The following is a 13,339-nucleotide window of genomic DNA, read 5'->3' on the forward strand; positions in this document are numbered from 1 at the left end:
CCTGATTGGGCCGCCTTTTGCCTGGGGATGGGCGGGCGACCCTGGGGGTGGCCGGGAGGCAGGTGGGGTCAGTGAGCGGCGCCAGCTACCGCCTTCAACTCCGCTTCGGTCAGGGGCGGCTCGACGAGCTCCGCCCTTCTCGGGTCGAGGACGGAGGAGAGCAGAATGTCGGGCCTGATCAGCCGCGTCGGTTCCCTCTCCATCGTCATCACATCGAGGAGTGCACGCGTAACGCGGCGGCTGCGGATGGACTTGATGACGACGCGGTCTATGTAACGGGCGAGAGCCCGCTCGGTGAGCGTGGGCGGATGGTCGGAAGCGCCGGGATAGAAGATGTCCTGGCCGGTGGCGAGGTCCCAGGCAGTGCCGACGGGCCGGGCCGCAGCGCGCTGGATGCGCTGCGCGATGCCCGGTGTGCTGAACCCGTGGACGCGGAGCTCGTGCTGCATGGCAACGACGCTCTTCGCCGCGACCGACATGCCGTGCCCGTACACCGGGTTGTAGGTAGCGATGGCGTCCCCGAGGGCGGCGAAGCCCTCGGGCCAGCGTTCCGCCTTCTCGAAGTATCGGCGGTCGTTCGCGGTGCTGTGGCTGGTGATCACCCCGGTCAGCGGTTCGGCTCGGGTAATGAGTTCACCGATGACAGGGTGGCGCAGACCCCGTGCGAAGGTCTCGAACTCGTCCTCGTTACTGGTCGGCTCTCCACCACGGGTACCGGAGAGAGTCACCAGCCATCGGTCCCCCTCGATCGGGAGGATCACACCGCTCTTTCCGGGCTCGCCGTTGCGAGGGTTCGCCTGGACGTTGACGATCGGGTACTCGGGTACGGGCGCGCGGTAGATGCGGCTGGCGTAGGTGACTCCGGAGTCCACCGTGCGCTCGGGCACGGCGGACAGGCCCAGTGCCTTGAGCCAAGAGGGCGCGCGGGATCCGCGGCCGCTGGCGTCAATGACGAGGTCGGCCGCGAGGAATTCCTCGGCGCCACTGGTCCGCGCCCGGACGCCGGTCACGCGGCGCGCGTCGCCCTCCAGTGCAAGGACTGTGGTCTGATCGCGGACCGATATGTTCGGCAGGCGCAGGACCTCTTCGCGCAGCTTTGCGTCGAGGAGATCGCGGCTGCACAGCAGGATGTAGTGGTGTGAGCGCGGCCTGCGTGTGAACCACGGGCCAGCCGGGCTGAGGGAGACCAGCCCGTGCATGACCGGGACTCTGCGGGCGCCGGCCTCGACGATGACGTCGGACACGCCAGGCAGGATCTGCTGGATCGCCTGGACGCCGCCGGACCACAGGAGGTGGCCGTGCCGCGCCTGGGGGAGACCCTTGCGCGGTTCGGGTCCGTCGGGGAGGCGGTCGCGTTCGAGGACGGTGACGTCGGCGAACTCGGACAGGGCAGCGGCTGCGAGCATGCCGGTCAGGCTCCCGCCGATGACGACCGCGGTGCGTCGGGTTCGAGCGGAGGGTCTTTCATTCATGTACGGGCACGCTCTCTGACCTGGCCGCGCGCTGGCGGATCGTTTCGACGGTGGACGAGTCGCGAAGGGCTCGGGAGATGAACGCGGGATCACCGAGGCCCTCGGCGCCGATCGGTTCGTCGGCGGCTGTTTTTGCCTTCAGGGCGTCGATGGCGGCGAGTACGGTCAGGGCGCCGGCGAAGCCCTCGGCCTCGCCCGGGGAGATTCCCTGTCTGCTGGCTTCGTCGTAGGCGCGTGTCCGTACGGCCCGATCGAGGTAGTCGTGCAGGCTGAGCAAGCCGTCGCTGATGTCGGACTCCCGCTGAGTGAGCAGCAGGTCGAGGCCGGGTCGAGGGGGGAGGCGGACGGTGGCCGCGGTGGGGTTGGCGCTGCGCAACAGCTGCCACAGCGGGCCGAGGTCCCGGTACCGGGCCCGGGTGTGCCAGCGCCCCTCGAGGTAAGGGCCCGCGTGGGGAAGGATGAAGCCAATGCCGATGAACAGCGCGGATGCTGCGGCGATCGGCGGCCCGGCGTGCGTGCTGAGCCAGTCCAGGTTGTTGCCGGTCCACCGGGCGATGACCGCGGTGAACTTGGCGGTGCCGTAGCCGATGTTCAGGACGTAGCCGACCCCGAGGAGGCCGAGGCCACCGCGTGTCCATCGCTCGACTTCCGTCCGGCGGATCCAGTTCCAGATCAGGGCGGAGGACACCAGGCAGGCGACGCCATGCGCCACCAGGTACAGCACGATGTGCTCGCGCATGTACGGGGTATTGGCGAAGTAGGTGTCCAGGTCTCGCAGTCTCTCCTCGGACACCTCCGCGAAGGCGAAGAGGACCCACAGAGCAATGATGACGGCCGCGTAGCTGCTCCAGACCCACAGCGAGGCGCGTCGGGTCTTCTCCGCGGGCCCGCCCCGCCAGTTGATGATCAGTACCAGGCAGCTGGCCCAGTACGCGGTGAGCAGGCTGTAGACCCAGGGCGCGGAGATGTTCGGGACACCGGTGAGCCGATTGACCAAGGCGATGGTGCTCGGGGTGGCGAAGAAGAACACTCCGATGGCCATCAGCAACAGGCCCCCTACCGCGCGCAGGAGGGGGTCTTGCCAGTGCTTGATGATCGTGCGCAGCCGGATTCCGATGGCCAGTGTCAGGACAGCCAGTGCTATGAGGTACGAGGCGTCGACGTAGGAACTATCCACCTTCATCTGCTCAGCCCCGGTAGCCGAGGGACATTTCGATACGTCCTTCGACCGCGTTCCGGCGCACCGGTCCACGGGCACGGGGACCGGACATCAGCGACCGCAGCTTGCTGCCGAGGAGGAGGCCGAAGTTCTCGGCTTGGTTCTCGTCGTCCTCCTGGAACTCGGTGCGGGCAGCGACCGTCTGGACCACCCGTTCCCAGTCGGTCCCGTCAGCCAGAGCGCGAGCTGCCATAGCGGCACCTCCGCCGTGGTTGTGGCAGTGGCCAGCCTGCATGTGCCACAACTCATGACCGAGGATCACCAGTTGGTGCTCCGGCTTGGTGTTCTCCTCGACCACGATCATGTCGCGATCCTCAAATGCGAGCCACAGGCCAGAGGTGCCGGCCTCCCTGGGGAAGGGCATGATCCGCAGTTCGATGGGGCGCTGCCGGAGCTCACTCATCTGGTCGCACAGCGCCTGGAACACCTCGGGTGGGTCTGCGGGTACCTCGAGGGAGTTCTCCAGAGAGAGAGCGAGCCCGTCGGCCAGTTTGCGCATCTTCCTGACGGTGCTCACTGGTCCCTCTCTCGCTCCAAGACGTTCTTCAGCACGGCGACGAGGGCGCTTTCCTCGTAGTCCTTCAGGGTTCGCCCTCGCAGCGATACGGAGGTCAGGCCATGGCGCGCCATCAGCTCGCTCAGCGGATGGGCGGGTTCTCCCAGGTCCTGAAGGACGGACTGAAGCGACTTGTTCAGGGCGTAGCCCGGCTTCGCGGTGAGGAAGCCGGGTTCCACGCCGAAGAAGTCTTCCAGGCCCTCGCCATACTTGAGACTGGGCACCTTCTCCCCGGAGAGCAGCGCGCGGACCCACACAGTGGAAGCGCCGATCGCCGCCGCGATCTCCGGGATGAGTTCTCTGTCTCGCTTGTGTGCGCACCGTGTTTGGCGGAGGAACCGGACGCGGTTTCGGGCGCGTGTTTCAACGTCGCCTTCGGGTACCTCGTTGCCGTCGAGCAGCGAGCGGACATCCTCTTCCGAGATGCCCGTTTTGGACGACAGCGCCTTTACGTCAAGAATCGCGGCCCGGTCGAGGCCTCGCTCTGCGACCAGTCTGTCGATGCGGGCCAAAGTATCTGGGAGAGGAGTTCGGGACTCGCTCATGGTCTCCCTCAGTCGGATGTTGATCGTCTTGGTCTGAAGGGGAACCATACGCGCTCAACCCCGCCACCATCAACGATCGTTGTTTAACTGAAAACGATCATTGACAGAGTGGGCAGGGGTGTAGCAAGATCCGAGCGGCGAGCAACCACGATCAAAATGTGCTCCCAACCTGCCTGAGAAAAACAGTAGTTGACACCCCTGGATGGGGTAGACCGGGCTCGTTACACATGAACTGCCCGAACCGTCAGGTGCGGGGACGCCGAAAAGACCAGCCCGGACGTTCGAGCACCACCCGAACCACCTGCACAAAGCGCGATGGCCGTCCCTTTTGGCGAAGGAACGGCCACCACAGACTCGTCCGAGTCAACGCACCACCACAGATCAAGGACCCAACCCAAATCACCGGGGTGCTCTAGCAGGCGTGTGCAACCACGCCGTGCTCAGGATAGACCTTGCCCGCCTCTCGCCGGATCACTTCCCGCAGCGAGAGCGCAGGAGCGTTCCTGCGCGCCAGGGCTCCCCGCTACACAGAGGGGAGCCCTTTGTGCTTTCTCCACATCGTCCAGGCCTAGCCGCCGCGCTGTGCGCGGCCACTGCCGCTGTGGCCCTGACCGCGGTCACTGCGCCGCCGGCGGCCGCCCTTACATACAAGTGCACCAGCAGCTCGAAGAGCATCGACGACCCCGCGTACAGCGGCCCCTGGGCCGACAACTGGGACATCACCGTGCGGGTCTGCGCGGCCCGGTCGGGGTCGACCCTCTACACCTACTCCAAGGTGAGTTGGGACGGACCGGTCTACAGCCGGGTCGACAACACCAGCCTGTTCAACAACGCCTACCTCCGCCAGCAAGTGAAGAAGTCGGTCTCCGGCACGGACCCGGTGGGCAAGACCACCGACTTCGGCGGCATCGAATCGCGGCTGGAGAACTCCGACAGCAACGGGAACTACAACGGCTCGTACACCACGGGCACGGTCAGCTACCGGATCGGCAGTGCCAAGGGGCTCGGGGACGCCGAGCTCAAGCTCGACTGGGCCAACGACGGCGCCGGCACCCGGACCTACGCGTTCTCCGCCTCCCCCGTGGTGTAGCCGCCCTCTTCCCCACTCCATGAGCGCACCAGAGCCGGCCGGGCTTCCAGGCCCGGCTCGGATGAGCCGCCCGGTCACAGCTTCCCCCTGCCTGACCGGGACCGGCCGAGGACAGCGCCGTTCGGGCCCCCCTTGAACGAAGCGCTCGGTACCGCTCGCGGTTCCCCCTGCGCGAGCGGGCTCCTCGGCCCACCGGGGGTGCCGTCGTCCCGCCCGAGCTGCCACTCGGGCGGGCTGCCAGACGGCACCCCCCAACCCTCCCCATTCCCGTTGACTCCGGCGCCCGGGAACCGTCAGACGCCGAGGCCGCACCACTGAAGACTCCCGACCTCTTCCTGGAGCGCCCTGTGTCCACCACCGCGAGGAGATACCCATGACCTTCGCACCCTCGGCACTCGCAGCAGTCGGCCATCATCAGTCCGGCCGCAGCGTGGCTGCCGTCGTAGCGCCGCACGGCGACGATGGCGAATACGAACGAGAGTTCGCCCTACGTGGGTGGCAGTGTGTAGCGGTCACGCTGCCGTCGTACACGCTCCCTCCGGCGTACGCCGGCATGGAGCCCCACTCGGCCTACGCGCAGCGGGTCTCGCACGCGGGCAGTCTGCGCCGGACGGTCAAGAAGCTGCGGGCCATGAACGTCAGCGCGGTGGTGGCCGGTAGCGCACTGGGCGTCGAGCTCACCGACCGGCTGGCCCACGCAATGAGCCTGCCGGGGAACGACCCGGCCACCTCGCTGCTGCGCCGTGACCGTGGTGTCCAGGCCGCCGCTCTGGCGGATGCGGGCGTTGCCGCGCCGCGCGGTCTGCGGACCGATCGGCTGGCCGACGCTCTGGCGTGGACCGATCGCTGGCCGCTGACCGAGTACGTCATCGCTCCCGCTGACAGTTCCGTGGCTGCGTCGGCCCGCCGGTGCCGCAACCGCTCCGAAGTCTGCGCTGCCTGGCGCGAGATACGCCGGGTATCGCACCGCCATACGTCTGAGGCCCACTTGGTCATCCAGGAGTACGTCCCTGGCCCGCAGTACCTCGTGAACAGCGTCACCAGCCGCGCCCTGGACGGCACGGTCGAGCATGTCATTACCGAGATCTGGTCCGAGACTCGTACCGACCAGCAGCTGCACGACCGGTCGGACTTGCTCGGCAGGCACACCCTGATGGCCCGGGCACTCTCCCTTTACACCATGCGTGTGCTGGACGTGCTGGGTGTCGAGTCCGGCCCGGTCCGCAGCCGGATCGTCTTCGTACCGGGCCGCGGCGCCGTCCTGCTGGCGGCCCGCGCCTATGCGCGCCCCTCACCCGCCCACGACGTCACATACGCAGCGCACGGCAGCGGCCCCTTTCACCACGCCGTCGACGCAGCAGTCTGCGACGGCGTCCAGCGGGCAGCCCGCGGTGGGTCCCGCGTTCACCTCGCCCGCGTCTCACTGATCGCGCCGCAAGACGGAGCGCTCGACGCCCGGCTGCTGCGCATGCTCACCACCCTGCCCACGGTCGCCCAAGTCGTCGGCCCGCTCCGCCCCTCGGAGCCGGTGCGGCGCACCGTCGACCGCTCCACGTCACCCGGCGAGCTCGTCCTCCTCGCCCCAACGAGGCGCGCGCTCGAAGAGGACTACCGCATCATCCGGGCCGCCGAGGCCCTGGGCCTCTACCAGGGCAACGCGCAGGGATCCGCATCCCCCGGGCATTCCCACTCCCCAGCGAGCACGCGATGACCCAGACGATCACTCCTCCCGCTCAGCAGCTCGAACCTCCGGTGGGCTGGACGGCCGTGATGCGGCTGCCGCACTGCGCCCGGCTACTCGGCGGCACACTGCTCGGCCGACTCCCTTTGGGCATGGCACCGGTCGTTCTGCTGCTCGCGGTGCGGGCCGAGGGCGGCACCTACACCAATGGGGCAATCCTCGCTGCGGCCTTCGGCTTGGCGGTGGCCGCGGGTCAGCCCCTGCTGGGCCGGATCGCCGATCGGTACGGACAGACCGGCCCGCTCGCCGTCGGCGCCGCTGTGTCAGCCACCGCTTTCCTCATCCTTGCAGTCGCCGGTACGGCAGACCTCGTCCTCGCCGCCTTGGCTGCCGCCCTTGCCGGGCTCGCCTCCCCACCGTTGGAGGCCGCCCTTCGCACGCTGTGGCCGGCAGTGGTTCCCTCCCCCAGGCACCTGCGCGCCGCTTACTCACTGGACAGCGGGAGCCAGGAGCTGGTGTACGTCGCGGGCCCGCTCCTGGCGGCCGTCGTGTGCTCCGCAGCCGGGCCTTCGGTCGCGCTGGCCGTCACCGGCGGGATCGGCTTGTGCGGGGCGCTGTCCACCATCCTGTCCGGGCCTTCCCGTGCCTGGCGCCCCACCGGGGCAGAAGGCGGCGGCATTGCGGGGGCTCTGCGTTCGCCCGGGATGCGGATCTTGCTCCTCGCGCTGGTCGCGGTCGGTGCGGCTCTGGGAGCACTCAACGTCGGTGCTCTGGCAGCCGGTGAACGGCACGAGGCTGCCTGGCTGGCCGGCGCGATGCCTGCCGCACTGTCGATCGGCGCGCTGCTGGGCAGTGCAGCCTTTACCGCCCGCCGGTGGGGCGGCAGCACCGGCCATCAGCTCACCCTCGTTGGCGCCGCCTTCGCCCTTGCCTGGCTTCCTCTCTGCCTGGATCCCGGTCCATACCTCGCCGTTGCTTTCTCAGCGCTTCCCGGATTCTTCTTCGGCCCGCTGCTGACCTGCGCCTACCTCGCGATCGACGCGTTGGCTGTGCCCGGCACCGTCACCGAATCCTTCGGATGGCTGGTCAGTGCCTTCGGTATCGGCACGGCGCTGGGCACTGCTGCCGCCGGCCCGTTCGGCGGCTCGTGGGCCGTCCCCGCCGTCGCGGCCGCGCTCGCCGTGGTGCTGCTCCATCTCGTACGACGCCCGCTCCGCCTGGCTCATTCGGCGTCGTCCACCTGCGGCAGCCCCCTCAAGGGCCGGTCATGACCACTGAACTTCGCCCGCCGTCGTGGGCCGCCGCACGTCTCGATCACGCTTTCGCCCGCAGCCGCGCCCGCGGGCATGCACTCCTCGCTGCCTATCTGCCGGTCGGCTATCCGACCTTCGACCAGAGCCTGGACACCCTGCATGTGCTCGCGAAGCACGCCGATGTGCTGGAGCTGGGTCTGCCGTTCACGGACCCGATGATGGACGGTCCGGTCGTCGCCGCGGCTGCCGCGCAGTCCCTCGCTGCGGGTTTCCGGATCAGGCACCTTTTCCTCGCGGTGCGGGAGCTGTCGGCCACGTCCTCGGCCGACCTGTTGGTCATGACCTACTGGCAACCCGTCTACCGGTACGGACCGCAGCGCTTCGCGGCAGAACTGGCGGCCGCCGGCGCAGCGGGCGTCATCCTCCCCGACCTGCCTGTCGAAGAGGCCAGTCCGTGGCTGGCCGCCAGCTCTGCCCACGGCCTGCACACGGTATTCGTCACCGCGCCGAATGCGAGCGACGCCCGCCTCTCACGCGTGTGTGCGGCCGCCAGCGGCATGGTCTACGCACCCGCCGTCGCAGGAGTAACGGGCGCTACTGGCCCGCTGCATTCCGGACTACGCGACTTCGTGAACAGACTGCGCGCGCTCAGCAGCCTGCCGGTCGGTGTGGGGATCGGCGTCAGTACCGCCGAGATGGCGTCGGAAGTCGCCGAATACGCCGACGCCGTGATCGTCGGCTCCGCGATCATCCGGCGTCTCGGATCAGCCCCGGGAGCACGCGGCACCGCCGCAGCGGCCGCGCTCGCCGCGGAACTCGCCGACGGAATACGCCGCAGCACCACACGCGCCGCCTGACACCCCCCTCGTCCCCTCCCAAGGAGACTCCTTGTCCGTCACCGCTACCCCTCCGCTCCTGTCCGGCCCTGCGTCCTACACCGCATCCGTGGCGGCCGACCAGTCCCTGCGGATCGGCGCGCACCCCTGCGACGCCGAGGCCGACACCTCTCACCTCCTGGAGCTCGTCAGCCGGCTGCGGGCCGAGGAGCCCCGCATCCTGGGCTACCCGGGAAACCTCAACTTCTCCTTCGAGGCCCTGGGCCCGGCGCTGAGCGTGTTCTTCAACAACGTCGGCGACCCGGACAGCGCAGACTCCAGCGGCATGCACGCCAAGACCTACGAGCAGGCAGTGCTCCGCTTCTTCGCAGAAACGGCCGGCACCACCCTGGACGAGGTCTGGGGCTACATGACCGCCTCGGGCTCAGAAGGCGTGCTCTACGGCCTCGCCACCGCGCGCCGTGCGCTGCCCCACGCCCACGTCTACGCAAGCGATCAAGCTCACTACAGCGTTCCCAAAGCGATTGACCTGATGGGCATGCAGTTGGTGACCATCCCGTCCCTGGCAGACGGAACCATGGACCCTCAGAGCCTGAAGGCTGCAGCCTTCGCCAACCGTCGTCTCAATCCACGCCTCGGCAAAGGACCGGGCGCGATTGTGCTGGCCTCCATCGGAACGACCATGCGAGGAGCGGTCGACGACGTCGTGGCGCTACGCAGAATGGGATCCGCCGCCGGCGCGGTCTACCTCCACGCGGATGCGGCGGCCGGCGGACTCGTTGCCGCACACGCGCCGTCCTCCCCTCCATGGAACTTCCGGCACGGCGTCGACTCGCTCTCCATGAGCGGCCACAAGATCCTTGGATCTCCCATCCCCACCGGCGTCGTCCTGGTCCACCGCGACTTCACACCCCCAGCGTCGGGCGCCGAGTACATCGGCGCCAGCGACCGCACGCTCGGCTGCTCACGCAGCGGCCTCGCCTCCGTGCTCATGTGGTCGGCTCTGCGCCGTCTGGGACACTCCGGGCTCCGCTCACTGATCCACGACTGCCTCGACGTTGCCGAGTACGCGACGCAACAGCTCGCCCTCGCCGACGCGAACCCGTCGCGTTTCCCGGATTCACTGACCGTCTGCTTCGACCGTCCCGCCGATTCCATCGTGCGCAAATGGCACCTGGCCTGCGAAGGCCCCCGGGCCCACGTGGTGTGCGTCGGCCATGTGTCCACGGCCGCCGTGGACCAGCTCTGCCGAGACCTCGCCTCCGGCACTGCTTCATGACGGCCCTCGCTCCAGCCTTCGGCGAGCCCCGCGCGGATCAGACGGTTGCCACAGACCAGTGGATGACCGACGACATCAACCGCTCCCATCCCCCTGCTCTCCAAGGAAGGGCCCCGTGGCCGACGTTCTGCTTGCCCTACTCGCCCCCGCACTCCTGTCGGCCGGCTTCTGGGGCCCCGCGCTCATTGTCCGCACCCGCTGGGGCAGTACCGACCCGTTCGCGTACCAGGGCAGCACCCGGCACCTGGCCCCGCTCGCCCGGGCCGACCAACTGGCCATCACGTCCGGCTCGTCGATGCCGACCGACCGAGTGAACAACTACTAGCAGAGGAACAACAGTGATGAGAATGCGGCAGATTTCTCAGGTGCGTCGGACGGCTGCGGCCGTCACGGCGGCCGTAGCGTTGACTTTCACCCTGGCAGCCTGCGGCGGAGGCGACGACGAGACAGAAATGGCTTCAACGTCCAAGTCCTCCTCGCCCAAGGCCGACGCGAGAAGCAACGGCAGCGCCAAGCAGCAGCCCAACCAGGTCATTGCCACTCTGAAGGGGAAGAGTCACATCACCCTCGACCTCACCTCTGCGGTTCGTGACTCCGGTGGCTTCGTCACGGTGACCGGCGTGCTCAAGAACAACGGCAGCAAGGACTTCTACGGGACTTCGTTCTGGTCCGGCCCCGATCTGGCGATCCTGAAGGGCGCCGGCGGCAGTTCCATGGGTGGGGCCACCTTGGTCGACTCCAAGGAGAAGAAGCGTTACTACATTCTTCGGGACACCGAGAACCGCCCGCTGGCCACCACCGGCATTCCCGTGACCAAGGGAAACTCCGAGACACCCGTCTACATGCAGTTCCCGGCCCCGCCGCAAGGCACGACCAGGGTCACCTTTGAGCTGCCGACCTTCCAGTCCGTCATCCTTGAGCTGGGGAGTGAGTGACGGAATGCGAACCAAGACCCCACCCCGCTTCCGGCGGGCACCATTCGTGGTCTCCATCAGCCTCGCCCTGACCGGTATCGCAGCTCCCGCTGCTTCCGTCGAGGACCCGACTCCGACCGCCACCTCGGTCTTCGAGGGTGACATCGACGTCAACGACCCCGACCTCAGAATGCCGGTGGAGGGCGTAGCTCTTGCTCCCGGCAAGGTACTGGAGGTCAAGCAAGTGGTCGGTGACGTGAGCGGTGACGAACAGCGCGAGGACTCCAACTCGGAAGTCAAGTTCAATCTGCCGGCCGAGGTCCTGTTCGGCAAGGACAGTGCCAAGCTCAGCAGCGCTGCCCACGCCCGTATCGAGGCCATCGCGGCGGAGATCAAGAAGCAGGACGCCAAGAAGGTCCGCGTCTTCGGCTTCACCGACAACCTCGGCTCCTCCGCGCACGGCGACGTGCTCTCCAAGCAGCGCGCTGATGCCGTACAGAATGTGCTGTCCAGGGAGCTTGCTGCCGCAGGTATCACGTATGAAGTCCGCGGGTACGGCGAGCGGCGCCCGATCGCCTCGAACGACACCGAGGAGAACCGCAGAAAAAATCGTCGGGTGGAGGTCTCCTTCCTTCGCGGCGAAGGCTCCCAGAGCTGATCCGCACGTAACGGGTAGCCGAAGGAGGCGAAGCTGCCCGTCCGCCGGCAGCTCGCCGTCAGCCGCGCCCAGCCGTCCGGGTGAGGTGAGCTCCCGCCGGTCCATGCCCCCGTCGCGGATTGGCAGTGACAGCAGAGCCCGGGGTATCGACGGATACCCCGGGCTCTGCCACGTCGGAGGGCGGCCGCGGTGAGGTCCGCCCCAGCAAGAGTGAGGGGTGCGGCCGCCGCGGGCAGGCTACCGGGATCTGCCAGGACCCTGCCCGACCGGTGGCCCGACCGCGTACCGTGGGACACAGGATTGACGGAGGTCATCAGGATGAGCGCACAGCCGTACGAGACGCCTACCGCGGCATACGCCGACCCGCACCGGCTTGAGGCCGGCGAAGGTCCGCAGACGCTCGCCGAGCTGCGGGCCGCGCTCGCCGTCATCGACCCGGCCGAGCTGACCGCGTTCAACGCGAGGCTCGATGCCGCCCGGTTCGGCGCCGAGCAGGCCGCCATCATCACCGAGGCCCGCCACCTGGTCGCACTCCGGACCCGCCCCGAGGTCCAGGCCGCCATCACCGCGATGATCACCGGCGCGACCGAGGTCGCGCCGGTCGCCGACCTCTACGCCTTCCTGGACGGCAAGGGCTCAGCTGCGTGACCAACTGGACCGTTGACGTACCGCCCCGGCTTTACGAAGAGTTCGCGCGCCTCACTCCCGGCGGCCGCCGCGTCGTCCACAAGGTACTCGATCAGCTCGCCCAGGACCCGCGGGACCCACGGAGCTCCACCGAGCCGATCGTGGGCGCCGAGCTCCGCCGGATCACCACGACGCCGGCGCCGGACACCGGTGACCGCATCACCGTGCTCTACCGCGTCCAGGAGCCGCCCGGTAGCGGCGGGGGCACGGTCTCTGTGATCTTCATCCTGTCTGGCCCCTGACCTGCGGAGTTCTGGAGTCGGTCATGGCTGCGGCCATCTCCTCGGCGCCCGGGGCAGCGGCTCGGGTGGTGTTCGGCGCCCGGGTCCCTGCAGCCCGGGCACCGGCGCGGCACGTCAGGCTGCGCCTGACGACTCTGGAATCGTCAGGTATAGCCTGACGCGCATGGCAGAAGCTGAGTACGCCCCTGACAGCGAGCGGTATGCGTACAGCCGCACCGCCCTGGCCCGCCTCGTCCTCTCTTACGAGCTGCGCGACCTGGCCGCCCGGGCCGCCGCCGGCGTGCCGACGACCATCGACGCATGGTCCGTGCCCGGGGAAGAGGTCGGCGACGCGCTGGCTCTGGTGCACCAGGCACAGGAGGTGCTGGCCCGTGCCGTGATCTATGAGCGGGAGAGGGGCACCAGCTGGGAGGCCATCGCCGCACAGCTGGACATCAAGAAGCAGTCCGCGCACGAGCGGTACCGCGAGGCAGAGCGGGAGTGGAAGCAGGCCCTTCAGGAGCCGTTCTACCCGGCCCGGCCGGGTGCCGCGTCCCGCAGTCGGCGCCTGCATGAGGCCGCTTATGGGCCCACCGCCACCGGGCGGAGCCTCGATGAGTGGGCGCGTGAGCACGTTCCGGCTCACCGTGAGACGGACCATCCCGTCACCGGTCATCTGCCCGTCTTGTCCACGCAGGAGGAGACGGTCCAGGTCCTCGACGCCGTCAACCACTTGTACCGCGACGTGCACACGCCTCCGGACCCGGCAGCTCGTGCGCGCCTGATCGAACGCAAGGCGGCGCTGCTGGACCGCATCGCCGTTGAGGAGGGCCGAACGGAGGCCGCTGAGCAGGGCAACTGAAGCCCCCAGGGCTGCGCGATGGACACGAGCCACCGCCAACTCACCCCCCATGACTCACCTCTTAAG

15 protein-coding genes are annotated in these 13,339 nt (G+C 68.5%); 11 read left to right on the forward strand and 4 right to left on the reverse strand.

The genetic code is table 11. From position 1 onward, the window contains the following. Positions 1-68: 68 nt before the first annotated feature. Genes ACWV17_RS23265 through ACWV17_RS23280 form a run of 4 tightly spaced genes read right to left on the reverse strand, consistent with a single transcriptional unit; the run spans position 69 to position 3,792 of the window. Positions 69-1,472 (reverse strand): FAD-dependent monooxygenase, encoded by a 1,404-nt coding sequence (locus ACWV17_RS23265; protein WP_455361260.1) that lies wholly within the window; start codon positions 1,470-1,472, stop codon positions 69-71. After that, positions 1,465-2,649 carry an MAB_1171c family putative transporter gene (locus tag ACWV17_RS23270; RefSeq protein ID WP_455361261.1) on the reverse strand — a complete coding sequence of 395 codons (1,185 nt, stop codon included), beginning with the start codon at positions 2,647-2,649 and terminating at the stop codon, positions 1,465-1,467. The genes ACWV17_RS23265 and ACWV17_RS23270 overlap by 8 nt, the downstream gene beginning before the upstream one ends. 10 nt (positions 2,650-2,659) lie before the next feature. Then, positions 2,660-3,190 carry a toxin-antitoxin system, toxin component gene (locus ACWV17_RS23275; protein ID WP_455355979.1) on the reverse strand — a complete coding sequence of 177 codons (531 nt, stop codon included), beginning with the start codon at positions 3,188-3,190 and terminating at the stop codon, positions 2,660-2,662. A gap of 14 nt (positions 3,191-3,204) precedes the next feature. After that, positions 3,205-3,792, reverse strand: a complete 588-nt coding sequence (locus tag ACWV17_RS23280) for a transcriptional regulator (RefSeq protein ID WP_455355893.1) — start codon at positions 3,790-3,792, stop codon at positions 3,205-3,207. A 601-nt stretch (positions 3,793-4,393) separates the two neighbouring features. On the opposite strand from ACWV17_RS23280, the gene ACWV17_RS23285 reads away from it, so the two are divergent. The 11 genes from ACWV17_RS23285 (at position 4,394) to ACWV17_RS23335 (ending at position 13,273) form a co-directional block, all read left to right on the forward strand. Continuing rightward, positions 4,394-4,882, forward strand: coding sequence for a hypothetical protein (locus ACWV17_RS23285; protein ID WP_455361262.1), 489 nt, complete (start codon positions 4,394-4,396; stop codon positions 4,880-4,882). 373 nt (positions 4,883-5,255) lie between these two features. Further along, a complete protein-coding gene (locus ACWV17_RS23290) occupies positions 5,256-6,593 on the forward strand; it encodes a hypothetical protein (protein ID WP_455361263.1) in 1,338 nt (445 codons plus the stop codon). Next, entirely contained in the window at positions 6,590-7,834 is a 1,245-nt protein-coding gene (locus ACWV17_RS23295) for an MFS transporter (protein ID WP_455361264.1), read from the forward strand. Before ACWV17_RS23290 ends, ACWV17_RS23295 begins: the two co-directional genes overlap by 4 nt. Beyond that, positions 7,831-8,673, forward strand: coding sequence for a tryptophan synthase subunit alpha (gene trpA / locus ACWV17_RS23300; RefSeq protein WP_455355889.1), 843 nt, complete (start codon positions 7,831-7,833; stop codon positions 8,671-8,673). Before ACWV17_RS23295 ends, trpA begins: the two co-directional genes overlap by 4 nt. A gap of 31 nt (positions 8,674-8,704) precedes the next feature. Then, positions 8,705-9,931, forward strand: coding sequence for a histidine decarboxylase (locus ACWV17_RS23305; RefSeq protein ID WP_455355888.1), 1,227 nt, complete (start codon positions 8,705-8,707; stop codon positions 9,929-9,931). Between the two features lie 115 nt (positions 9,932-10,046). Next, positions 10,047-10,256 carry a hypothetical protein gene (locus ACWV17_RS23310; RefSeq protein ID WP_455361265.1) on the forward strand — a complete coding sequence of 70 codons (210 nt, stop codon included), beginning with the start codon at positions 10,047-10,049 and terminating at the stop codon, positions 10,254-10,256. Between the two features lie 22 nt (positions 10,257-10,278). Further along, positions 10,279-10,866: a hypothetical protein gene (locus tag ACWV17_RS23315; RefSeq protein ID WP_455361266.1), complete on the forward strand. Its 588-nt coding sequence runs from the start codon at positions 10,279-10,281 to the stop codon at positions 10,864-10,866. Between the two features lie 4 nt (positions 10,867-10,870). Further along, positions 10,871-11,503, forward strand: coding sequence for an OmpA family protein (locus ACWV17_RS23320; RefSeq protein ID WP_455361267.1), 633 nt, complete (start codon positions 10,871-10,873; stop codon positions 11,501-11,503). Between the two features lie 318 nt (positions 11,504-11,821). Then, positions 11,822-12,151 (forward strand): hypothetical protein, encoded by a 330-nt coding sequence (locus tag ACWV17_RS23325; RefSeq protein WP_455355884.1) that lies wholly within the window; start codon positions 11,822-11,824, stop codon positions 12,149-12,151. Continuing rightward, complete coding sequence (locus ACWV17_RS23330) at positions 12,148-12,432, forward strand: hypothetical protein (RefSeq protein WP_455361268.1); 285 nt, start codon at positions 12,148-12,150, stop codon at positions 12,430-12,432. The genes ACWV17_RS23325 and ACWV17_RS23330 overlap by 4 nt, the downstream gene beginning before the upstream one ends. Before the next feature lie 163 nt (positions 12,433-12,595). Then, positions 12,596-13,273, forward strand: coding sequence for a hypothetical protein (locus ACWV17_RS23335; RefSeq protein ID WP_455355882.1), 678 nt, complete (start codon positions 12,596-12,598; stop codon positions 13,271-13,273). Positions 13,274-13,339: the final 66 nt, after the last annotated feature.

This window comes from Streptomyces mabaensis (genome assembly GCF_053763515.1).

Excerpts from the sequence above, each read along its gene's own strand:
- ACWV17_RS23335 (WP_455355882.1), top strand. The coding sequence starts at position 12,596 with ATGGCAGAAGCTGAGTACGCCCCTGACAGCGAGCGGTATGCGTACAGC.
- ACWV17_RS23315 (WP_455361266.1), top strand. The coding sequence starts at position 10,279 with ATGCGGCAGATTTCTCAGGTGCGTCGGACGGCTGCGGCCGTCACGGCG.
- ACWV17_RS23280 (WP_455355893.1), bottom strand. The coding sequence starts at position 3,792 with ATGAGCGAGTCCCGAACTCCTCTCCCAGATACTTTGGCCCGCATCGAC.
- trpA (WP_455355889.1), top strand. The coding sequence starts at position 7,831 with ATGACCACTGAACTTCGCCCGCCGTCGTGGGCCGCCGCACGTCTCGAT.
- ACWV17_RS23320 (WP_455361267.1), top strand. The coding sequence starts at position 10,871 with ATGCGAACCAAGACCCCACCCCGCTTCCGGCGGGCACCATTCGTGGTC.
- ACWV17_RS23275 (WP_455355979.1), bottom strand. The coding sequence starts at position 3,190 with ATGCGCAAACTGGCCGACGGGCTCGCTCTCTCTCTGGAGAACTCCCTC.
- ACWV17_RS23265 (WP_455361260.1), bottom strand. The coding sequence starts at position 1,472 with ATGAATGAAAGACCCTCCGCTCGAACCCGACGCACCGCGGTCGTCATC.
- ACWV17_RS23325 (WP_455355884.1), top strand. The coding sequence starts at position 11,822 with ATGAGCGCACAGCCGTACGAGACGCCTACCGCGGCATACGCCGACCCG.
- ACWV17_RS23295 (WP_455361264.1), top strand. The coding sequence starts at position 6,590 with ATGACCCAGACGATCACTCCTCCCGCTCAGCAGCTCGAACCTCCGGTG.
- ACWV17_RS23290 (WP_455361263.1), top strand. The coding sequence starts at position 5,256 with ATGACCTTCGCACCCTCGGCACTCGCAGCAGTCGGCCATCATCAGTCC.